This window comes from Aeromonas sp. QDB23, from assembly GCF_027707745.1.
In the GTDB taxonomy this organism is placed as follows: Bacteria; Pseudomonadota; Gammaproteobacteria; order Enterobacterales; family Aeromonadaceae; genus Aeromonas; species Aeromonas allosaccharophila.
On sequence record NZ_JAPCJA010000011.1, the window covers coordinates 1 to 20,918 of the forward strand.

A 20,918-nucleotide genomic window follows, 5' to 3' on the forward strand; every position below is an offset into this window, starting at 1 on the left:
ACTACCTGAAGCAACACCGCTTATATACCCGCACACTTGGAATTATTTGAGTCTCTAAAAATGAGGGGATCTCTGAGGTACCAATCCCCTTATGAAGTCTGCTTATCCAAGATGAAACACCTTTGCGGCTATTCTGTTCTGCAATGTTAATGTTGCCCAATTCACGACTCAAGTTGGTCAACCCAGCCATCCTGTTCCCTTGCCGCTTGAGAATATAGATGTCGGCCTAGCCAACTGATCCGGCAACGTCCCCTCACCCACAATCGCTTTGCGCTCAACCAGAAAGTCAGGTGATGCCTGTTCCGGCTTGAAGTAATCATCCCGGCGATCAGCATGGGCTGTGTATAAAACCTTCAGGTGCTATCAGGAGTTATCGGGAGAGGGTGATATCCCCTCCCCCTGCCTGGACACTGGTGTAATGACAGGGTCTGTTTGAAACAATTCTTCCTGGCGAGCCTTGAGTCAATTCAGGCTCAAGGCCTGCTTGGCGATAGCCATAGTGGGAGGCTGGCAGGCTAAATAGAGGCTGGTATTGAATTGCTGCAAGATGCGTTTGAGCTCGTTCATATCGTCGGGATGGAGGGTCAAGGACCAGAGTGCTCGCGGCTGGCCGTGATGGAGGCCATTGGTATAGATAATGGTGCAATCTTCGATACGCAGCTGCTTGCAGTGGGCTTCCATCTGCAGTCCCACATCCGGAAACCAGATATGCAGCGTACCTGATGAGATAAAGGTGAACTGGGCTATTAGCGAACCTTTTCCGACGATCCTGAATGTCTTTTCCACCACTGCCACTTGCATACCTGCTCCTTGGTATCGGGGTATATTGATATCAATATCACCAATGATGACTGGATATGCAAGGAGCATGTCAGTAATAAATATCAATGTTATTAAAGTGTTACATTCATGGCGGCCAATCCGGATATTGCAGATCCCGCTACTCTGTTCGCTTTTCAACGCTGCGTCATGACGTGAAAAAGGCCGGTATCTTGCGATACCGGCCTTGCTGTTAATCCTTCAGGCGGTCAACCACCGTTTGCGTTTTGGCATGGCTGTTGGTTGGTGCGCGGGTCGGCAATTATTGCACACCTCGATGATCAGTCTCTTCAGTTCACTCATATCGACACCATGGAGCGTCAGCGACCAGAATGCCCTCGCCTGGCTGTAGTGCATCCCATTGGTATAGAGCAGGGTGTCATTTTCAAAGCGAAGCTGACTGCAGGGGGCTTCCAGTTGTAATCCGGTGTCGGGAAACCAGATGTTTAATGTGCCTGAAGGGAGCAGGGTAAATTGCGCCATCAGATCGCCTTGTCCGACAATCTTGTAGGTTTTTTTGATGATATCTAGCGGCATAGGGTGTCTCGGTAGTTCAGCAAGCTATGTAATTGTTTGTTTTCTCTCTGCTGCGGGATAACGGTTTATCCCGCTGATGGCAACGCACTCGTTCCTTACCGCCCCGTGTGAGCCACGAAAGTGTTCCCTGAACCGATTGCCATTTTGGAGAAGTGCAAAGTAACAGCTCCAGCTTGTATGAGACCTTAATGAACCACTTTTTGTGTCAAAAATAACCTGCAGAGAACAGGGGGGCAATGTCACACTGGTCGTTAGTTTTTTTGGTTGTTATCTCTCACTTTTGCTGTTTAAGCGGTCCAGCGGTTTCTGTTGGGCACTCTCATGCCGTTCACTGTTGCTGGTGTGCAGATATTTCGAGGTGGTGTCGATGCTGTCATGTCCAGCATCGGCCTGTACGTGGGAGAGAGGCCGCCCGTGCAGGTTGATGTCATGGGTGATCCCGGTATGGCGAATGGCGTGGGGAGAGAGTTGCCGCATTTCGGCCGCATCCTGGGCAAAGCCATCCTGCTCGGCCAGCTCGGCCCCCTTGCCGATGATCACCATGATCAAATCCCGTAGCTGGCGAATGCCGAGGTTGGCGTTGAGTTCGCCCTGCTCGCGGCCATGTGCTGCCGCTTTATGGCGAACGAATAGCGGCGTCTGCTCGTCCGGTGTCGGCAAGGGGGAGAGACCGAGGAAGTGGCGGTAGCGTTCGAGTGCTGCCAGCAGCGCCTGGGAGACGGCCACGGTACGCCGTTTGCCCCCCTTGCTCTGTGGAATGAAGTAGCCCCAGACGCCGGTTTTGCGATCCCGGCGAAACTGCCCCATCACCGGCGTAAAGCCAGGCCTGGCGGCAACCTCGGAGATCCGCAGATAGCAGGCATACATCAGAATGATGAGAAAGCGGCTGCGTTCGTGCTGTTCAGGGTGGTCGCTGGCCAGGGTATCAGCAGCCTGCATCACGTAGGACCATTGCAACTCGCTAAAGCATTGCACCTGCTCGCCCTCCTCCGGCTGCTGCGGTCGTTTGACCCGTTGCAGCAGCAGGGCGGGATTGCGGTCCATGTACTCCTCCTGGATCAGGAACTGGAAGAAGGCCGACAAGATGGCGAGCTTGGTCTTCATTGCTTGCTCGCTCAGACGATAGGGCAAGGTGCGGCCCAGATCCCGCTTGCCGAGAAATGGTCGCCATTGCGGATTGGGCAATCGCTCTCCCCACTCCTTGTCGAGGACAAACTGCGCCACGTTGCGATAGGCGATCAACTCGTCAGGGGGGGACTGACAGTAGTCGAGATAGCGGATCATGATGCGGCGAGTGAGATCTTTCGGGCTGATGGCAGCCTCGCGAAAACACCAGTGCAAAAAGGTGGTCAGTTCGCTGCGATAGGTTTTGTAGTTGTTTTCGCTGTTGCGCTGCTCCAGCAGCCAGTCGACCGCCAGTTCGTAAACCAGTCCGGCATCGGGCACATCGTTGAGGCTGAGGTTGGCAAGGTACTGATTGACCTGCGGGTTGCCCGCTTCCAGATAGATCAGGCTGTCAAACAGCGGCATGGCGGGCGGCAAAGATAATGGGTGTTGAGTCATGGTGTTGCTTGTTGGTGATGAGATGAATCGATATGAGTCTGTGAGCCGAGACGATAGAAATGGGCTCGTAATGCATGAAGGCGACTTCTGTTGGTGTTTGTACTGTCACTTGTTGCTGCCGATTGAGGCTGTCTGGAGCGAGCAGGACGACGACCTCACTCTTGTTTGCTCGTTATTTTCTCGTTGGTTTGGCTGACGTCGCTCATCGCCACACGCTATTCAGTTATGCATGTGATATGCACGGTTGTTAAAAAATTCTCGGGGTAAATAGCCGTAAAAATGGTTTTAAATGCAAATTAAATGAATGGGATGGGCTATCTACGCCGAGAAATTATGCCGAGAAATAGCAGGCTTGGGCAATCAGGCCACCTGTTTGAGTGGCTTCTCTTTGCGCTTGGCAGCTGGAGCCTCTTCCTCTTTCGCGCCAGCCTGAACCTTGCCGCCACGCAGCAGGGTTTGCAGCACATCACGCTGCTCTGCCAGGTAGAATGCCAGACTCTCTTGCTGCTCTGGTGCCAGCTCGATCGGGGCACCAGCCAACAGGGTCATCAACTCGTCGGCCGTATCCAGCAGCTTGTCATAGGCATCGGCCTCTTTTTTGCTGGCAAAGGTCATTTTTTCCACTCCCCCACGAACAACCACATATTTTATCTCGACAGCCATGATGGCCTCCTCTTGGTGATGATGGGTAGAGTATATGTATGGATATACAGTATTGCAAATAACCTCACCGGAAAAGAGTTCGCCGAGGTTTAGCGGTAAAAGCGGCGCTGGATCAAGCTGTCTCAAAGTGCCATTTGACTTCCACGTCTGACTGGTCGGATCATGGTCTTATGACGATCGTACGACATCTGTTTATCCTGCTGATGGTTGAGGTGCTGCTCCTCGGGAGCATCGCCCACCTGGTCATGGGACTTCCCTGGTTGCTGACCCTGTTGTTTGTGGTGTTTGCCCTGCTGGGTTTGCGCTGTCTGGTGGTGCTCGGCAGCTGGCTGTTTACCCGCTTCTACCCCTCCCCGGCCATTAGCGCCTGGCGTAGGGTGAAGATGATGGCGCAGGAGATGCTGGCCTACCTCTACACCTTCACCTGGTTGCTGCCGTTCGAGCCTTTGCTGATGGCTCCCGATCGGCTGCACCCATGCCCGCGCCCCATATTGCTGGTGCATGGCTACGGTTGCAGTCGCGGGATCTGGCGTACCCAGCGTGCCCGACTGGAAGCTGCAGGCCATGTGGTCGCCACCATTACCCTGATGCCGCCATTTGGTCATATCGACGAGATGGTGCCGCTGCTGGCCACCCGGATTGACGATGTGCTGGCGCAGACCGGCGCCGACCAGCTGGTGCTGGTCGGTCACAGCATGGGCGGGCTGGTCTGCCGCGACTATCTGGCTCTTCATGGCGGTGACAAGGTTGCGTGCCTGATCACCCTGGCCACCCCCCATCAGGGCAGTCAGCTGGCCGCCCTTGGACTGGGGGCCAACGCCCGCGAGATGGAGCCCGGGTCCGGCTGGTTGCAGCGTTTCGCCTCAGTGCCGCTTTGCGTGCCCGGCATCTCGGTGCGCACCAGCCATGACAACGTGGTGATGCCGCAGGAGCGGCAACGGTTGGCGGGGATGGACGATATCGAGTTGCCCGCCATCGGCCATCTTTCTCTGCTTTACTCCCGCCGCACCACCGATCTGCTGCTTGATCTGCTGGCTCGAGCCTGACCTTCCTTAATTGTTTTGCCAAATAAAACAGGGGCCTGATTGCTCAGGCCCCTGCTCATCTCTTTAGCGCATCATCCGGTTAGAAATGGATCCCCTTGATCAGGGTGGAGACGGCAACCTGATCGGCGGTGGCTTTGGATTTGTCGCCATCCTTGGGATCGGCAAAGGTGCGGAAACTGGTGTTCATGATCACCTGCGCGACCCGCGGCGCCAGCGCATGAACCACCTGACCGAACACCCCGAGGCGGGTTGCCAGCCGCACATGCTTGTTGATGATGGTATCGCACACCAAGTCTGCCGCCTCTTCTGGTGTCATCATCGGCACCTGCTCATAGAGCTTGGTCGGGGCGACCATCGGCGTTTTCACCAGCGGCATATTGATGATGGAGAAGCTCACCCCCTTGTCGGCAAACTCGGAAGCCGCAGTTCGCACCCAGGCATCGAGGGCCGACTTGGAGGCAACATAGGCGGAGAAGCGCGGCGCATTGGTCAACACCCCGATGGAGGAGATGTTGATGATGTGCCCTTTCTTCTTCTCGATCATGGTGGGCAGCACCCCCATGATCACCTTGAGCGCCCCGAAGTAGTTGAGCTGCATGGTACGCTCCAGATCGTGGAAGCGCTCGAAGGAGTCCTCAATGGAGCGGCGGATGGATCGGCCGGCGTTGTTGATCAGGATATCCACCCCGCCGTGCTCCTCGACAATCTGCCGGGTGATCGCCTCACCCTGCGCCAGATCGGCGAGATCGCCCTGATAGACCTGCATGGTGAGCCCCAGTTCGGCAAACTCGGCCTGGATTTCGGCAATTTTCTGCTCATCGCGGGCGATGGTCACCACGATGGCCCCCGCCCCCGCCAGCTTGCGTGCGGTGGCGCGGCCTATGCCGGAAGTGGCGCCGGTCACCAGCACCACTTTTCCTTCGACCCGACCGCGCAGGGAGCGATCGATAAAGAGCTCGGGGTCGAGATGGCGCTCCCAGTAATCCCACAGTCGCCAGGCATAGCTGTGCAGCGGCGGCACTTCGATGCCGGTGCCTTTCAGCAGCCGCTGGGTTTCCCGGCTGTCAAAACGGGTCGGGTAGTTGATGAGGCGGAAGATATCCTTGGGTAGCCCCAGATCGGCGATGGCGGCATCGCGAATGCGGCGCACCGGCGTCATGGTCATCAGCATCACCGTCAGGTGGCGGGGAATGAAGCTGAACAGGGAGGCGTTGATGCGAATGGCCGGTTCCGGCGCATGGGCGGCACGGGAGAAGGTGCTGAGCATGTCGCCAACCCGCATCGGATTGGGATCGGTCAGGTGGAAGGTTTTGTTCTCCTCCCCGTCCTGATGGGCGATATGGGCCATGGCATCGACCACAATGTTGACCGGCACGATATTGATGCGGCCCCCTTCCACCCCGATGGCGGGCATCCAGGGCGGCAGCAGACGGCGCAGCTTCTGAATGGTCTTGAAGAAGTAGTAAGGGCCGTCGATCTTGTCCATCTCGCCGGTATTGGCGTCACCGACGACGATGCCCGGCCGGTAGATGCGCTACGCAATGGTGCATTCGTTACGAACGATCCCTTCAGCTTCGTGTTTGGTCTGGAAATAGGGCATGTCGAGGTGTTCGGCCTCGTCGAACATGTCTTCCCGAAACAGACCGTCAAACAGGCCCGCTGCGGCGATGGAGCTGCAGTGGTGGAACTGCCCCGCCCCCAACCGCTCGGCAAGTTGCACCGCCTGGCGGGTTCCTTCGGTATTCACCTGTTGCTGGATGCCTGCCTTGGCGTTGAGATCGTAGATCGCCGCGAGATGGAAAAAGTGATCGATCTGGCCGAGGAGTTGTTCCTGCTCGGCGGCTGATACCCCCAGCAGTGGCAGCGTCATGTCGCCAATGATCGGCACGGCTCTTTGCTCATCCACATTCCAGAATGCAAACAACTCCGGCAATTTATCCTGATGAGAGGCGCGCATCAAAAAATAGACCCGATTATCGGGCGAGCGCTCCAGCAATTTTTTGATCAACCTGCGCCCGATAAAGCCACTTCCGCCTGTGATGAAATAGTTCATGTCATTGTTCCGCTACTGATTTGGCTGTTACTTACCGTTAGATATATCACGCTTCATATGGAAATCTGCAATTCGATTGCCGGTTCGTGAGCCATCCCTTATTTCCACCCATTCACTATTTCGTTATTAGGTAGAACCCTCTATTTTTTGTCCCTAGACTGGAGTTGAAAAATCAGTAATGCCACAACCGGATTGCAGTTGTCGTTGTCGCCATTACGTTTAACTGTCGTTATTCAAGGAGAAGATCATGGCTAAGAAATTGAAAGCACTGGCAGGGTCAGTGACCGACAACCAACTCACCTCCACCATCAAGGAGTCCACCCAGCAGATCTGGTTGGCGGGTCTGGGTGCCTATGCCAAAGCACAGGAAGAGGGTGGCAAGATCTTTGAAGCCCTGGTGCAGGAAGGGGAAGCGCTGCAGGCCAAAACCCGTCAGAGCGCCGATGAGAAGATTGCCGCTGTGACCGACAAGACCGCCAATACCTGGGGCCGTCTGGAGCAGGTGTTTGAAGATCGCGTCGCCCGCGCCGTGGCCAGTCTGGGTATCCCGACCCGCAAAGATATCGACAAGCTCTCCAAGCGCATGGCCGAACTGACCGATGTGGTGCAGCAACTGCTGGATGCCCAGGATGAAGAGGCCCCTGAAGCCGAAGCCAAGCCGGCAGCCGCCAAGAAGCCCGCCGCTCGCAAGCCGCCGGTAAAGAAAGCGCCGGTAGCCAAGGCTAAAGAGGCGGTGGTCGAGCAGGCCGCCGATCTGCTCTCCGCCGCCGAAGATGCGGTGAAAGAGGTGAAGGCCAAAGCGGAAAGCGTCCTGCCCTGATCCCTCACGGTGAAAGAAGGTAGTTGATACCGGCCCATGCCCCTCGCTGGGCCGGTCTTGTCATGGATAGGGAGGCGACGCTATGAGTACCATCGCAATTGCCCTTGCCGGCGGCGGGCCGCTCGGTGGCATCTACGAGATCGGTGCCTGTGCGGCGCTCTCCGACAGCATCAGCGGTCTGCGTCTCGACCATGCCGACATCTATGTTGGCGTGAGCTCGGGGGCCGTGGTGGCATCGGCACTGGCCAACGGTATCTCCCCGGCGAAGCTGGTGCGGATCCTGCTCAGCGATGATGCGGGGGAGATGTTTGACCCGGCGACCTTGCTGCGCCCCGCCTTTCGGGAATACGCCGAACGCCTGACCTCGATCCCGCCGCTGGCGTGGCAGAGTCTGACCTACTATCTGGCGGCTCCCTGGAAGCGCAGCCTGTTTGAGTCGCTGCAGGGGCTCTCCAAGGCTATTCCGACCGGACTGTTTGACAACCGCGGGGTGGATCGCACCCTGACCCAGTTTTTCTCTCGCCCCGGCCGCAGCAACGATTTTCGCCAGCTGCACAGCCGGCTGTTTGTGGTGGCCACCGAACTCGACACCGGTCATCCGGTTGCCTTCGGCAGCCCGGGGCTCGATGACGTGCCCATCTCGGCAGCGGTACAGGCTTCGGCCGCCCTGCCCGGCCTCTTTCCCCCCTCGCTGATCAATGGCCGTTATTATGTGGACGGGGCGCTGATCAAGACCCTGCACGCCTCGGTGGCGCTGCAAGAGGGGGCGGATCTGGTGTTCTGCATCAATCCGCTGGTGCCCTATGATGCGGACATGGCCGCCGGTGCGCCGACCAATCTGGTGGATAGCGGTTTGCCAGTGGTGCTGGCCCAGACTTTTCGCGCCATCATCCACTCCCGCATGCATGTGGGGATGGATCGTTACAAACATCAATATCCCGACGCCGACGCCCTGCTGTTTGAGCCCTCCTCTGCCGATGGCGAGATGTTCTTTACCAATGTGTTCAGCTATCGGGATCGTCGCCGCCTCTGCGAGCACGCCTACCAGCACACCAGCCGCGATCTCTGGCAACGCCGTGACGAGCTGGCGCCGGTGCTGGCCAAGCATGGCCTCGAGCTCAATCTGGCGGCGCTGGCAGATGAACATCGTACCCTGCTGGTCCCCGGCAGTGGCTCGGTCGATGCGCTAGACAAGTCGCTGGAGCAGTTGCAGCACTGGCTTGCCAAACGCTATCGCCACGGCGTGCGCCGTTCACCCTCGAAGGAGTAGCATGGATCGCAAACCCAAACGCCGTACCTGGGAGCGGATCCTGACCACTGCCCTCGCCTGCTTCAACCGGCAGGGCGAACCCGGCGTCACTACCTCGGCCATTGCGGCCGAGATGGAGATAAGCCAGGGCAATCTCTACTACCACTTCCACAACAAGGAGGAGATCGTCAACGCCCTGTTCGGTGAATTCGAGCAGCAGATGGATCGCCTGCTGGATGCGGTCACGACCCCCTCCGATGAGGCGGAAGATATCTGGCTTTTCCTCCATCTGATGTTTGAGGCCATCTGGCAGTACCGTTTCCTCTACTACGATATCGCGACCCTGATGAGTAGTTATCATCAGGTGGAGCAGCGCTTTTCCGCCCTGCTGCGCCGCAAGGAGCAGACCGCCGCCGCCATTTGCAATCACCTGCAAACGGCCGGGCTGATGGAGGGCACGGCGCAACAGATGCGCACCCTGGCGGCCAATGTGGCGCTGGTGGGCACATTCTGGATCTCTTACCAGCGGGCACTGCACCCCAAGGCGGATGCCGATATCGCCCTCGGCGTCGTTCAGGTGATGCAGCTGGTCGCCCCCTATTTGCGGGCCGATGCCCGCGCTCATCTGGGCGCCCTCGCCCACCACTACACCGACAAGGTTTGATTCACATGCGACAGGGAGAATATGCATGACCACTTCACAACTCGAATTTGTCCCCTTCCCCTACGCGGATGCGGCCTATGACTATGCTGGCCAGAAGCTGGCGGACAACTGGGATCGTCTCCATCAGGGGGATGCCGAACCCTGGCCCGAAGATGAACAGGTACAGGATGCCTGGCGGGCCTATCATGCCGGGGATTTTGCCCGAGCCGTCGCTCTTGGTGAAGCGGCCGGTGAGGCGGGCCTCAATGTGGCAAACAAGGCACTGGTGATCCACGCCAGCTACCTGCTGGAGGACAAGTATGCCAAGCGCGCCGCCTTCGAGCGGGCGGCCAGCCATGCCGAGAAGCTGCAAAAACGCCAGCCCAAGAACGCCAACGCCTGGTATTTCCACGCGCTGGCACTCGGTCGCTACAGTCAGCTCATTTCCATCTCCAAGGCCCTCTCGCAAGGCATTGGCGACAAGATCAAGGCAAGCCTTGAGAAGGCGCTGGATCTGGCACCAGATCACGCCGAGGCCCATATCGCCTTTGGTGCCTGGCATGCGGAGATCGTCGACAAGTTGGGGGCCATGATCGGCGGCCTCACCTATGGCGCCAAGAAGGAGGAGTCCGAGCGTCACTTCAAGGAGGCGCTGGCGCTGATCCCCGACTCGGCTATCGCCCGCATGGAGTACGCCAACGCTCAGGTGATGCTGCACGGCAAGAGCCGCCTGAAAGCCGCCGAAGCCCTCTATGCCGAAGCGGCCGAGTGCGAACCCATGGATGCCATGGAGCGCCTCGATGTGGAGGCGGCGCGCGAGGAGCTGGAGGATTAACCGCCATTTCTACCGCTAAGAAAAACAAAAGGCCAACCCGCGGGTTGGCCTCTTTCATGATGGGAGCTGACCGGTTGGCTACGCCGTCACCGGTCGCTCAAGTGCACACTCAACCGAGCAGCGCATCCAGTCCGTTGGGGTCAAACAGTAGCTCCGGCTCCATCAGCACCAGCAACAGCAGTTGCTCGAACTCCACCGCAAACCGCTCGACCACCCGATCCGGGTCCGGTACCAGCTTCTTGTCGGTGATTAGGCCCAGTTGCACCTTGTGATCGTAAGAGAGGATGGAGACGCCGACGCCGATATCCCCCGATTGCGGCACCCAGAACAGCGGCTGACGCAATTTTGCTCCAGCCAGATAGAGGGTCTGCTGCGGGCCGGGCACATTGGTGATCACCGCGCTGGCCTTGGCCGTGAGCAGCTCGACGGCCTGCTGTTGCACCACATTGGGGGCCATGCCAAGGGCATGTAACAAGTTGAGCACCACCACGGGTTGCAGCGAGGTGCGTAGCGCCTGCATCCGGTCACGCACGGTATAGAGCCGCTGCAACGGGTGTTCAACATCCAGTGGCAAGTCCAGGGCCACCAGCCCGAAGCGGTTGCCAAGTGCCCCCTCATCGTCCGGTGCACGCATATTGACTGGCACCAGGGCGCGGATCTTGACCTTGTTGGCATCATCCCCCTTCTCCTGCAGGTAGTGGCGAAACGCCCCTGCGGTGGCGGCGATCAGCAGATCGTTGACCGAGCAGCCCAGTACCTTGCCCACCGCCTTGATATCCGGCAGATCAATTTGCTCCGACCAGGCCACCCGCTTGGTGCTGGTAGTCTTGCCACGCAGGCGGCAGGGTGAATCATCACCGAGGGTGGCGATATTGCACAGCTCGCTCGCCACATCCCGCCCGGTCTTGAGGTAATCCACCGCCTTGGTGGGATGGGTGACCACTTCGACATATTTGGACCAGAGGCTACCGGTCAGCTTGAGACCGGCCCGCACCAGACGGCTGCCCTGGTGGCAATCCTCCTCATCCTCGTCATCGCTGTCATCCAGTGGCTCCGGTGATGGTGGTCGCGGCGCCCCTTCTTGGGTGTTATCCATCATGGTCAGCATGGCCCGCACCAGCGAGAAGCCGTCGCCCATGGCGTGGTGTATGCGCACCACCAGCGCTTGCCCACCCAGCGACGTGTCGGTCAGGTGCATATCCCACAGGGGGCGCTGGTGGTTGAGCGGCGTCGAGGCGAGATCGGCCACCAGCTTCTCCAGCTCCAGCTTGCCTGCTTCACCCGGCAGGATCACTCGCTTGAGGTGCTGATCGAGATCGAAATCGGGATCATGACGCCAGTAGTAGGAGCCCCCTTCCAGCACGGCCCGCTGGTGAAAGCGGGGTTGCACCGAAATGGTATGGCGCAATCCGGCCCGCAGACGCGCTTCATCAAGCTCTCCTTCAAACATCAGGACACCGATGATCTGCATCAGGTTGTTGGGTCTGTCCATGCGTAACCAGGCGGTATCGACGCAGGAGATAAATTCACTCAGTGGCATGGTTGTTTCCCTACAAAATGAATTTATCGAGGCGGCAAATTGCTTCTGCCCTCATATCCGGATGAAGACTTGATGCAATCAGAATGACATTAATGAGTGCCGACTCGAAATATGAAATAAAGATGAAAGATTACTTACAAAATAGAATCGAGACCTCGCCGAATAATAAATCTGACAAACCATATGGCTTGCCAACTTATTTCAAACAGCCATCGTTTACAGCTGGTTTATTTAAAGCCAGTGCAACGAAAAGTTTCAAACACGTTTGGGGCAAGGTAAGCGATTGTCGACATAATCGAGGATCTCTTGCTCCAGTACGCTGCGTACCGGCAACAGCATCAAGCCAAGATGCACTTCCAGTTCCAGGGTATCTTCGTCTAGGGTGAGAGTGCCATGTACCCCTGAGCCGCGAAAGTGTAGCTCGGTCTCCTCTTCATCTGCCCATTCGCAATCGAGTTGATAGCTCTCGCTCATGTCCGCAGCGATGGCTTCGGCCGCGAGCCGGGCGGCGGCCAATCCCAGCGGATGCTGACGGCTGATCTGAATGATAGAGAGTGCGCTGCTGCCAGCGAGCAAGTTGAAGAACATGGTCGTTACTCTGGGTCATAAGTTAGTTATTGATATTAAACACATGTTCACAACAAATGAAAGGATGGTTCACATAAATGGGACTCACTTAACAGAGTCGAGAGGGATGCAGGCCATCAGCGGGGCATGGCATTTATTCCCTCCCCCGTGCGCGCTACACTTGTCACGGAACGGTCAGCAAAAGCTGCTTGTTTTTCATTCACTTGTATCTTCGTATCACCCAATCCCTATCAATGGGCCCAAGGCCAGAGAGCTGTAGATGACGCATCAAGAACATGCCCACGACGACGATAGCACCCTGGGTCGGCTCTACCGCCTGCTCAAGCGGGTTGCAGCCTTGCGCGAGCAGATGCGTGCCCACCCGGAAGATCAGCAGGATCGGGATCGGCTACGCCAGTGGCAGGCCGACCGGTTGGGGCGAACCCATCGAGATCTACTGGAGAGTGACCGCTATGGCCCTGCCGCCGAGTTTTTCCTGACCGATCTCTATGGCCCCGGGGATTGCGCCCGCCGCGATGCGGACGTGATGCGGGTGATGCCGACCGCCGAGCGACTGTTGCCGGAGTCCGGCCTCAAGGTGCTGGCGCAGGCGATCGAGCTTGATGCCCTCTCCGAAGAGCTGGATTACCTGATGGTGGTGGCGCTGCGGCGCATTGATGGCATTGATCCCATCACGCCGGACCACTACACCATCGCCTATCGTGCCGTGGGTGAACAGGCGCGCCGGGAACATCAGATTGCGTTGGTGAGCGAGCTTGGCATGACGCTGGACAGACTGGCGAGAAAACCGCTGGTGGGGGCAACCCTCAAGCTGGTGTCAGGGCCCGCCCATCTGGCGGGGCTGGGCGAGCTCTTCTCCTTTGTCGAGCGCGGCTATCAGGTGTGTCATCAGATGGGGCGTGCCAACGAGTTCCTCGAGACCATCGCCAGTCGTGAGACGGCGATCATGACGGCGCTCTTTAACGGCGACAGCAGTGCGCTTGAGTAAGGCTTATCGAGGGAGCAGCCGCCGGAATAACAAAGCGGGCCGATGAGCCCGCTTTTCGTTTATCACTGTTTGCCGGTAGATATCGGTCAGATCACCAGCAGATCCATAAAGGCGTGTACCGGGGTGGCGGCAAGCCGTGACCCATCCTGACAAAGGGCCAGAATGTCGTTGACCCGTTTGGCCGGGAAGCGGGTGGCCAGATTGTGCTGGAATTTCTCCACCAGCAGCGGGATCCCCTCCTCCCGACGGCGACGATGGCCGACCGGGTACTCCACCTCCACTTTGGCGGTGTGAGTGCCGTCCTTGAAGAAGATCTGGATGGCGTTGGCAATGGAGCGCTTGTCCGCCTCCAGATATTCGCGGCTGTAACGCTTGTCCTCCTGCACCACCATCTTGCCGCGTAGCGCGTCGATGCGGGGATCGGCGGCAACATCGTCCTCGTAATCCTCGGCGATCAGGCGACCGAAGATGAGCGGCACCGCCACCATGTACTGCAGGCAGTGATCCCGATCGGCCGGGTTGTTGAGGGCGCCGACCTTGCTGATGATGCGAATGGCCGACTCATGGGTGGTGAGCTCGATACGGTCTATCTCGTCGATCCGCCCCTTCACCTGACCGTGCAGCTTCATGGCGCACTCTACCGCGGTCTGGGCATGGAACTCGGCGGGATAGGAGATCTTGAACAGCACGTTTTCCATCACATAGCTGCCGTACCCTTGATGCAGGGCGAACTGATTGCCCTTGAACAGCACGTCGTAGAAACCCCACTTGGGCGCGCTCAGTACGCCTGGATAGCCCATCTCGCCGCTCATGGTGATAAGGGCGAGGCGCACCGCGCGAGAGGTTGCATCCCCCGCCGCCCAGCTTTTGCGCGACCCCGCATTGGGGGCATGGCGGTAGGTACGCAGGCTCTGGCCATCGACCCAGGCCTGGGATACCGCATCGATTACCTGATCGCGGGTGCCGCCAAGCATATGAGTCACCACGGCGGTACTGGCGACCTTGACCAGTACCACGTGATCGAGACCGACCCGATTGAAGGAGTTCTCCAGCGCCAGCACCCCCTGAATTTCGTGGGCTTTGACCATGGCCACCAGCACATCAGCCATGGTGAGCGGTGCCTTGCCCTCTGCCACGCGAGTACGGGAGAGCCAATCGGCAGTGGCGAGAATGCCGCCCAGATTGTCGGATGGGTGACCCCACTCGGCGGCTAGCCAAGTGTCGTTGTAATCGAGCCAGCGGATGATGGCGCCGATATCCCAGGCCGCCTTGACCGGATCGAGGCAAAGCTGGGTACCGGGCACCCGGGCACCATGGGGTACCAGTGTACCGGGGACTATGGGGCCAAGGTTTTTGGTGCATTCGGGGAAGCGCAGGGCCAGCAGGCCACAGCCAAGGGTGTCCATCAGGCAGTAGCGGGCAGTGTCGAGGGCAGCCTCGCTGGTAATGGGGTGGTTGCAGACATAATCGGCAATATCGACCAGCACCTGATCGGGGTCTGGTCTGTGGTTGACGTCGACGTTGGCGGACATCGTGACTTCCTTATCGTTGTTGTAGAGAGACAAAGTGACGGGGGGCCGGGCCGACATAATCGGCGCTCGGACGGATGATCCGGTTGTGCTCGCGCTGCTCCATCACGTGGGCGCACCAGCCGGTGACCCGTGAGCAGACGAAGATGGGGGTGAACAGCTTGGTCGGGATCCCCATGTAGTGATAAGCGCTGGCATGGAAGAAGTCGGCATTGGGAAAGAGCTCTTTTTCTTCCCACATCACCTTTTCCGCTTCGCAGGAGACGCGATAGAGGCGATCATCCCCCACCGCCTCGGCGAGCTTGGCCGACCACTCCTTGATGATGACGTTGCGCGGATCAGAAGTGCGGTAGATAGCGTGGCCAAAGCCCATGATCTTCTCCTTGGCCGCCAGCTTGGCCAGCAGTTCGCGCCTTGCCTGCGTTTCATCTTGCCAATGTTCGATCATCGCCATGGCCGCCTCGTTGGCTCCGCCGTGGAGCGGGCCGCGCAGGGTACCGATGGCGGCAGTGATACAGGAGAACATGTCAGAGAGCGTCGAGGCGCAAACCCGCGCCGCAAAGGTGGAGGCGTTGAACTCATGCTCGGCGTAGAGGATGAGGGAGACATGCATCACCCGCCGCTCCAGCTCGCTCGGCGCTTTTTGGTGCAGCAGCGCCAGAAAGTGGCCACCGATGCACTCTTCATCGGTATCGAGGGCGATGCGTACGCCCTCGTGGCTGAACTTGTACCAGTAGATCAGAATGCCCGGGAAGGCGGCCAACAGCCGATCCGCCACTTCATGCTCATGCTCGAAGCCATCTTCCGGCTCCAGATCGCCGAGCATGGAGCAGCCGGTGCGCAGCACATCCATGGGATGGGCATCGGCGGGAATCCGCTCCAGTACCTCCAGCAGCGGCAGGGGCAAGGTGCGCAGGCGACGCAGTTCGCGCTTGTAGGCGTCAAGCTGCTGCTCACCGGGCAACTCCCCCTTGAGCAGCAGATAAGCGACCTCCTCGAACTGGGCGCTATCGGCCAGCTCCTTGATGTCATAGCCGCGATAGGTAAGACCGGTGCCGCTCTTGCCCACGGTGCAGATACTGGTCTCCCCTGCACTCTGCCCACGCAGACCTGCCCCACCCAACGGTTTTTGCTGTCCCATAAGCTGCCTCCTATTCCTTGGCTGTAAACAGACGATCCAGTGTCTGCTCGTAGTGGTGATATCCGAGGAAGTCGTAGAGCGACTCCCGGGTCTGCATGGTCTCCACGACAGCCCTTTGATGGCCATCCTGGCGAATATGTTGATAGACGTTGAGAGCGGCCTGATTGGCGGCTCGGTTGGCACTCAAGGGGTAGAGCACCATGTCGACCCCGTGCGCGGCTAGTTGCTCTTTGTCAAACAGCTCGGTTTTGCCGAACTCGGTCATGTTGGCGAGGATCGGCACTTTGGCCGCTTGCTTGAACTGGTCGTACTGGGCCAGCTCGGTTACCGCCTCGGCGAAGATCATGTCGGCCCCAGCGGCCACATAGGCGGCAGTGCGTTCAAGAGCCGACTCCATCCCCTCCACCGCCAACGCATCGGTGCGGGCCATGATGACGAACTCGCTATTCTCGCGGGCATCCACTGCTGCCTTGATGCGATCACACATCTCCTCAAGCGACACCACAGCCTTGTTGGGACGGTGGCCGCAGCGCTTTTGGGCCACCTGATCTTCCATGTGCACGGCTGCAACTCCGGCCCGCTCGAACGCGCGGATGGTGCGGGCGATATTGAATGCCCCGCCCCAGCCGGTATCGATATCGACCAACAGCGGCACACGGGTTGCGGCGGTGATCCGCTCGGCATCGATCAGCACGTCGTTGAGGGAGGTCATACCGAGATCCGGCAAGCCGTAGGAGGCATTGGCTACCCCGGCGCCGGAGAGATAGAGGGCTTGAAAACCGCTGCGCTCGGCCATCAGCGCCATATAAGCATTGATGGTGCCGACGATCTGCAGGGGATGTTCATTGGCAAGGGCGGTGCGAAAGCGCAGGCCTGCCGAGGGGGACAAACTGGACATCATGACTCCTTTCACCTGTCTAGTTTGGTTATCTAATATCACGTTTACGTTAACGTCAATTATACTTTCGTAACATTCTGGCCGCAGGCAAGACAGGAAACCGGTTTTAGGGTAAATTTCACCAATTCCTTCAACAGGTTGAATTGTATGATGGAGCCCAGTTCCGTGATTGTCTGTCCGGCGTGCGACTTGCTGATCCAGCGCAAAGCACTGCCGCTGCGTCGCCATGCCCACTGCCCGCGTTGTCACCAGCATCTCTATGGCCGTTATGCCTTTCGTCCCTCCCAGTTGATGGCCCTGACCATCACCGGTTTTCTGCTGCTGCCCTCCGCATTTTTTGAGCCGCTGATCTATCTGCGGCTGGCGGGGGTCAACACCGACGCCGACCTGCTGCGCGGTATCCTGGTGCTGTTTGGCGAAGGTGAATGGTGGGTAGCCAGCCTGGTGCTCTGGTGCGCCGTGTTGGCGCCGGTGGGGTTATTGGCAGGGATCTTTGCGCTGGCTTCGGGTCTGGCAAAACGTTGGCACATTCTTCCCGTCACCTTGAAGCTGGTCGAGGTGTTTCGCCACTGGGCCATGCTGGAGGTCTATATCGTCAGCCTGCTGGTTGCCCTGTTCAAACTGATCGATATCGCCGATGTGCGCCTCGGTGGCGGGTTGCTCAGCCTCGGTATTCTGATGCTGCTCAACATGACCCTGCTGATCCTGTTTGACCCCGCCCCCTACTGGGCGCGGATCCCGTTAAAGGAGCCGGAACATGACCAGCGCCCGTGAGATGGGACTCTGTCGCTGCCATACCTGTGGTTTGCTGGTGCGCTATCAAGCCGGGGCAGTCTGCCCCCGTTGCAGCAGCAAATTGCAGGTGCGCATTCCCCGCTCCCTCGCCTGGTCGTGGGGCTTGCTGGCGCTCGCTACCTTCATGTTGTTGCCTGCCAATCTGTTGCCCATTACCCATTTCTACAACAAGGGGTTGCTGCAGTCAGATACCATCTTCAGCGGTATCATGATGCTCTATCGCAGCAAAATGAGCGGGATTGCCACCATAGTTCTCACCGCCAGCATACTGGTGCCGGTGGGCAAAATATTGGGGCTGGGCTGGATCTGCTGGCAGTTGCAGCGAGCCAAGCCGGTGCGGCGCAAGCGCCAGCTGGTGATGTATCGGGTGATCGATTTTATTGGTCGCTGGTCAATGCTGGACTTGTTCGTGATTTCGCTGATGGTGGCACTGGTCGATCGGGGTGTACTGCTGAGTGTCCGCGCTGGCCCGGGGGCTACCGCCTTTGCCGGTGTGGTCGTGCTGACCATGATGTCGGCCCGCATGCTCGATACCCGTTTACTGTGGGACAAGGCGGCCCGTTAATGATTTCTTTGTTTTTGTCTGATGTGCTGTTTAATCCAGCCAATAAGGAGTCACTATGATCGGGGCTGAACCCGTCATTGAAAAGCGTCGCTGGTTATCGCCGGTCTGGCTGTTACCCCTGATAGCCCTGCTGCTGGCAGGTGGCTTTCTCTATCAGCAGGTATTGAGCCGTGGCCAGCTTATCCAGATCAACTTCGCGCAAGGCAACGGCATCTTGCCGGGTAAAACCCAGGTGCGTTATCAGGGGGTGGCCATCGGCGTGGTGCAAGAGCTGGAGCTGGCTGAAGATGGCCGCAAGATTGCGGTGATGGCCAAGATTGACAGCCGTGCCAGACCGCTGATCCGCAAGGGATCCGACTTCTGGCTGGTGAGCCCCAAAGCGTCGCTCACCGAGATCTCCGGTCTCGATACCTTGGTCTCCGGCAACTACATCAACCTGCAACCGGGGCGTGAAAGCAATCCGCTGGAGGAGACCTTCGATGCCCTGGAGGGCCCTCCTCCCGGTTATCAGGCTCAGGGGCGGATGTTGCACCTGACTGCCGATTCGCTGGGTTCTGTGGGGATTGGCGCCAAGCTCTATTTCCGCGGCATCGAGGTGGGCAGCGTCATCAATACCCGTCTGGGTCAGGACAACCAGAACGTCATTCTGGATCTGGTGATCGAGCCGCGTTTTGAACATCTGGTCAAAGCCGATACCCGCTTCTGGAATATCAGCGGTATCAAGGGCTCTTTCAGTCTGGCTGGCGTCAGCGTTGAGGCAGGCAGCCTCACTTCCATTCTGAGCGGCGGTATCGCCTTTGACTCCCCCAAAGCGTCTCCCGAGTCGGAGAAAGGGCAAACCTTCGTTCTCTACAAGGGGCTGGCAGAAGCGGCGCGTGGCGAGCGTATCGACATTGCGGCTGGCGATCTTCCTGTCAAAGAGGGGATGCCCATCCTCTATGAGGGGATCGAGATCGGTCGTATCGACCCCATTCGGCTTACCGATAAAGGCCGGATGGTCACAGCGCTGATCAACCCGGAGCAGGCTTATCGCATTACCGACAAGAGTCAACTGGTGTGGGAGAGCGTCTCCCTCTCCGCGACTGGCGTGCAGCATGCAGATCGCCTGCTCTCCGGCCCGGCCATTCGCCTCGACTATGTGGCGGGCAAACCGGTACAGAAGATGACCCTGACCGATCGCGCCCCCCAGAGCGGCACCAAGGTGGTGCTGCAGGCTGACGATCTGGCGGGGCTCAATCAGGATGCACCTGTCTGGTACAAGGGATTGCAGGTGGGCCGCATCAGCCAGCTCACCCTGGATGCGCGCGGCAATGCCAGCGTTGAGCTGATGATGGCGCCGAACTATGGTCACCTGCTCAATCGTGCCCGCTTCTATCGCGCCGCCCCGCTGCAGATCGATGCCGATCTAAGCGGTATCAAAGTGGAAACCAGTCCGGCCAGTGCATGGTTGGGGGGCGGGATCAAGCTGGTACAAGCCAGCAGTGGCGAGCGGATTAACCGTCTCTACCCGAGTCAAGAGCTGGCACTGCTCGGTACCCGTGATGCCAAGCCCCAGCACTGGTTGCTCAAGGCAGATCAGGCCGATGGCATCGGCATTGGCTCGCCTGTGCTCTATCTGGGGTTGGAAGCGGGCAAGGTGAAACAGCTGCGCGCCGCCAAAGAGGGGGTCGAGATCGAACTCGAGATTGATGGAGTCTATGCTCCCCTCCTCGCCCAGCAACCCCAATTCTGGAAAAAACCGGCCATCGACACCAAGGTGCGGGTCGATGGTGTGCAGGTCAAGGTGGGCAACCTCGCTACCCTGCTGCGTGGCGCCATCGAGTTCGATCGGTTGGCCAATGGCCGCAGCAGCCATCAACTGTTCGATTCCAGGGAGCAAGCCAAGGCCAAGGTGCGCCAACTGTCACTGGTGGCAGAGAGCAATCCGGGGCTAGGGATTGGCAGCTCGATCCGCTATCGCGGGGTCGATATCGGCAAAATTGAAGAGATCGAGCTGGAGCCGTCTCTGGGTCAGGTGATCTTTAAGGCCGAACTCGATGGCCACTATGCCGAGCGTTTCCTGCAGTCCGGCGCCCGCTTTACTCTGGTGCAGGCCAAGCTGGGGCTGGGCGGTGTCGCTCACCTCGATACCCTGATCAAGGGGGCGTTTGTAGAAGCACAACCCGGTAAAGGCGCTGGCAAAGATCGCTTCCCCTTGAGTCAGGTCGGCCCGGTCGGTCTGGCCCTGACCCTCAAGAGCCCCTCCGTCAATGGCCTGAGCGTCGGCAGTCCGCTACTGTTTCGCAAGATGGTAGTGGGCAGTGTCACCCAGGTGGCGCTGGCTCGGGATGGCAGCGAGGTGGTGATCGACGTCAACGTGGAGAAGGAGTATGCCCATCTGGTGCGGGCCAACTCGCGCTTCTGGAATGTCTCCGGGGTCAAAGCAGATATCGGCCTGACCGGCGGCACCATCGAGGTTGAAACCGTGCAGAGCCTGCTGGCTGGCGGCATCGCCTTCAATACCCCGGAGAAGGAGATGGGGCCAACCGTCAAGGCAGGCCACAGCTATCCGCTCTACGGCAAAGCCGAGAAAGAGTGGCAGGAGTGGAGCCCGCGCATCCAGCCCTGATCCCTCCCCTTTGCGTATATCCTCCAAGCCCGGCCTCG

The 20,918-nt window shown here is 58.7% G+C and carries 18 protein-coding genes and 1 pseudogene; 9 read left to right on the forward strand and 10 right to left on the reverse strand.

Annotated features, from left to right (window positions below; all coding sequences use genetic code 11):
• Positions 1-462: 462 nt before the first annotated feature.
• The 4 genes from PG888_RS07070 to PG888_RS07085 all read right to left on the reverse strand — a co-directional run bounded on the left by PG888_RS07070 (position 463) and on the right by PG888_RS07085 (position 3,582).
• Positions 463-801, reverse strand: coding sequence for a hypothetical protein (locus PG888_RS07070; protein WP_270693094.1), 339 nt, complete (start codon positions 799-801; stop codon positions 463-465).
• A 219-nt stretch (positions 802-1,020) separates the two neighbouring features.
• A complete protein-coding gene (locus PG888_RS07075; RefSeq protein WP_270693092.1) occupies positions 1,021-1,356 on the reverse strand; it encodes a hypothetical protein in 336 nt (111 codons plus the stop codon).
• A 267-nt stretch (positions 1,357-1,623) separates the two neighbouring features.
• Positions 1,624-2,886, reverse strand: a complete 1,263-nt coding sequence (locus tag PG888_RS07080; protein ID WP_333563454.1) for a tyrosine-type recombinase/integrase — start codon at positions 2,884-2,886, stop codon at positions 1,624-1,626.
• Positions 2,887-3,279: 393 nt separating this feature from the next.
• Positions 3,280-3,582 carry a YebG family protein gene (locus PG888_RS07085; protein ID WP_042655806.1) on the reverse strand — a complete coding sequence of 101 codons (303 nt, stop codon included), beginning with the start codon at positions 3,580-3,582 and terminating at the stop codon, positions 3,280-3,282.
• Between the two features lie 170 nt (positions 3,583-3,752).
• Here PG888_RS07085 and PG888_RS07090 point away from each other — a divergent pair, with 170 nt between their 5' ends.
• Entirely contained in the window at positions 3,753-4,628 is an 876-nt protein-coding gene (locus tag PG888_RS07090; protein WP_270693088.1) for an esterase/lipase family protein, read from the forward strand.
• 79 nt (positions 4,629-4,707) lie between these two features.
• Here PG888_RS07090 and PG888_RS07095 read toward each other — a convergent pair.
• Positions 4,708-6,681 (reverse strand): annotated as a pseudogene (locus PG888_RS07095) (SDR family oxidoreductase).
• Positions 6,682-6,928: 247 nt separating this feature from the next.
• Here PG888_RS07095 and PG888_RS07100 point away from each other — a divergent pair.
• From PG888_RS07100 to PG888_RS07115, 4 genes are all read left to right on the forward strand, one after another.
• A complete protein-coding gene (locus PG888_RS07100; RefSeq protein WP_042655803.1) occupies positions 6,929-7,501 on the forward strand; it encodes a phasin family protein in 573 nt (190 codons plus the stop codon).
• A gap of 82 nt (positions 7,502-7,583) precedes the next feature.
• On the forward strand, positions 7,584-8,771 hold the full coding sequence (locus tag PG888_RS07105; protein WP_270693087.1) for a patatin-like phospholipase family protein: 1,188 nt from the start codon (positions 7,584-7,586) through the stop codon (positions 8,769-8,771).
• A gap of 1 nt (position 8,772) precedes the next feature.
• Positions 8,773-9,414, forward strand: coding sequence for a TetR/AcrR family transcriptional regulator (locus PG888_RS07110; RefSeq protein WP_270693086.1), 642 nt, complete (start codon positions 8,773-8,775; stop codon positions 9,412-9,414).
• Between the two features lie 25 nt (positions 9,415-9,439).
• On the forward strand, positions 9,440-10,228 hold the full coding sequence (locus PG888_RS07115) for a hypothetical protein (RefSeq protein WP_236267343.1): 789 nt from the start codon (positions 9,440-9,442) through the stop codon (positions 10,226-10,228).
• A gap of 109 nt (positions 10,229-10,337) precedes the next feature.
• On the opposite strand, the gene PG888_RS07120 is transcribed toward PG888_RS07115, so the two are convergent.
• Both PG888_RS07120 and PG888_RS07125 read right to left on the reverse strand, forming a co-directional pair.
• Positions 10,338-11,768 carry a wax ester/triacylglycerol synthase family O-acyltransferase gene (locus PG888_RS07120; protein WP_270693085.1) on the reverse strand — a complete coding sequence of 477 codons (1,431 nt, stop codon included), beginning with the start codon at positions 11,766-11,768 and terminating at the stop codon, positions 10,338-10,340.
• A gap of 255 nt (positions 11,769-12,023) precedes the next feature.
• Positions 12,024-12,356: a polyhydroxyalkanoic acid system family protein gene (locus PG888_RS07125; protein WP_270693084.1), complete on the reverse strand. Its 333-nt coding sequence runs from the start codon at positions 12,354-12,356 to the stop codon at positions 12,024-12,026.
• A gap of 259 nt (positions 12,357-12,615) precedes the next feature.
• Between PG888_RS07125 and PG888_RS07130 the strand changes: the two genes are divergently transcribed.
• The gene (locus PG888_RS07130) at positions 12,616-13,344 is read left to right on the forward strand and encodes an FFLEELY motif protein (RefSeq protein WP_236267346.1); all 729 of its coding nucleotides are present in this window, start codon (positions 12,616-12,618) and stop codon (positions 13,342-13,344) included.
• Positions 13,345-13,430: 86 nt separating this feature from the next.
• Here the strand turns inward: PG888_RS07130 and PG888_RS07135 are convergent, their stop codons facing one another.
• The 3 genes from PG888_RS07135 to prpB are packed head-to-tail and all read right to left on the reverse strand — an operon-like array spanning position 13,431 to position 16,912.
• A complete protein-coding gene (locus PG888_RS07135; RefSeq protein WP_270693083.1) occupies positions 13,431-14,876 on the reverse strand; it encodes a bifunctional 2-methylcitrate dehydratase/aconitate hydratase in 1,446 nt (481 codons plus the stop codon).
• Between the two features lie 10 nt (positions 14,877-14,886).
• A complete protein-coding gene (prpC, locus tag PG888_RS07140) occupies positions 14,887-16,014 on the reverse strand; it encodes a bifunctional 2-methylcitrate synthase/citrate synthase (protein ID WP_100653765.1) in 1,128 nt (375 codons plus the stop codon).
• Between the two features lie 10 nt (positions 16,015-16,024).
• Positions 16,025-16,912, reverse strand: a complete 888-nt coding sequence (prpB, locus tag PG888_RS07145; protein ID WP_139462753.1) for a methylisocitrate lyase — start codon at positions 16,910-16,912, stop codon at positions 16,025-16,027.
• A 147-nt stretch (positions 16,913-17,059) separates the two neighbouring features.
• Here prpB and PG888_RS07150 point away from each other — a divergent pair, with 147 nt between their 5' ends.
• Genes PG888_RS07150 through PG888_RS07160 form a run of 3 tightly spaced genes read left to right on the forward strand, consistent with a single transcriptional unit; the run spans position 17,060 to position 20,880 of the window.
• Positions 17,060-17,686, forward strand: a complete 627-nt coding sequence (locus PG888_RS07150; protein ID WP_270693081.1) for a paraquat-inducible protein A — start codon at positions 17,060-17,062, stop codon at positions 17,684-17,686.
• Entirely contained in the window at positions 17,670-18,272 is a 603-nt protein-coding gene (locus tag PG888_RS07155) for a paraquat-inducible protein A (protein ID WP_005333132.1), read from the forward strand. The genes PG888_RS07150 and PG888_RS07155 overlap by 17 nt, the downstream gene beginning before the upstream one ends.
• 55 nt (positions 18,273-18,327) lie before the next feature.
• On the forward strand, positions 18,328-20,880 hold the full coding sequence (locus PG888_RS07160) for an MlaD family protein (protein ID WP_270693079.1): 2,553 nt from the start codon (positions 18,328-18,330) through the stop codon (positions 20,878-20,880).
• The last annotated feature ends 38 nt before the right edge of the window (positions 20,881-20,918 follow it).

Excerpts from the sequence above, each read along its gene's own strand:
- PG888_RS07100 (WP_042655803.1), top strand. The coding sequence starts at position 6,929 with ATGGCTAAGAAATTGAAAGCACTGGCAGGGTCAGTGACCGACAACCAA.
- PG888_RS07075 (WP_270693092.1), bottom strand. The coding sequence starts at position 1,356 with ATGCCGCTAGATATCATCAAAAAAACCTACAAGATTGTCGGACAAGGC.
- PG888_RS07130 (WP_236267346.1), top strand. The coding sequence starts at position 12,616 with ATGACGCATCAAGAACATGCCCACGACGACGATAGCACCCTGGGTCGG.
- prpC (WP_100653765.1), bottom strand. The coding sequence starts at position 16,014 with ATGGGACAGCAAAAACCGTTGGGTGGGGCAGGTCTGCGTGGGCAGAGT.
- prpB (WP_139462753.1), bottom strand. The coding sequence starts at position 16,912 with ATGTCCAGTTTGTCCCCCTCGGCAGGCCTGCGCTTTCGCACCGCCCTT.
- PG888_RS07150 (WP_270693081.1), top strand. The coding sequence starts at position 17,060 with ATGATGGAGCCCAGTTCCGTGATTGTCTGTCCGGCGTGCGACTTGCTG.
- PG888_RS07125 (WP_270693084.1), bottom strand. The coding sequence starts at position 12,356 with ATGTTCTTCAACTTGCTCGCTGGCAGCAGCGCACTCTCTATCATTCAG.
- PG888_RS07070 (WP_270693094.1), bottom strand. The coding sequence starts at position 801 with ATGCAAGTGGCAGTGGTGGAAAAGACATTCAGGATCGTCGGAAAAGGT.
- PG888_RS07105 (WP_270693087.1), top strand. The coding sequence starts at position 7,584 with ATGAGTACCATCGCAATTGCCCTTGCCGGCGGCGGGCCGCTCGGTGGC.
- PG888_RS07135 (WP_270693083.1), bottom strand. The coding sequence starts at position 14,876 with ATGTCCGCCAACGTCGACGTCAACCACAGACCAGACCCCGATCAGGTG.
- PG888_RS07155 (WP_005333132.1), top strand. The coding sequence starts at position 17,670 with ATGACCAGCGCCCGTGAGATGGGACTCTGTCGCTGCCATACCTGTGGT.
- PG888_RS07085 (WP_042655806.1), bottom strand. The coding sequence starts at position 3,582 with ATGGCTGTCGAGATAAAATATGTGGTTGTTCGTGGGGGAGTGGAAAAA.
- PG888_RS07115 (WP_236267343.1), top strand. The coding sequence starts at position 9,440 with ATGACCACTTCACAACTCGAATTTGTCCCCTTCCCCTACGCGGATGCG.
- PG888_RS07090 (WP_270693088.1), top strand. The coding sequence starts at position 3,753 with ATGACGATCGTACGACATCTGTTTATCCTGCTGATGGTTGAGGTGCTG.
- PG888_RS07080 (WP_333563454.1), bottom strand. The coding sequence starts at position 2,886 with ATGCCGCTGTTTGACAGCCTGATCTATCTGGAAGCGGGCAACCCGCAG.
- PG888_RS07160 (WP_270693079.1), top strand. The coding sequence starts at position 18,328 with ATGATCGGGGCTGAACCCGTCATTGAAAAGCGTCGCTGGTTATCGCCG.
- PG888_RS07120 (WP_270693085.1), bottom strand. The coding sequence starts at position 11,768 with ATGCCACTGAGTGAATTTATCTCCTGCGTCGATACCGCCTGGTTACGC.
- PG888_RS07110 (WP_270693086.1), top strand. The coding sequence starts at position 8,773 with ATGGATCGCAAACCCAAACGCCGTACCTGGGAGCGGATCCTGACCACT.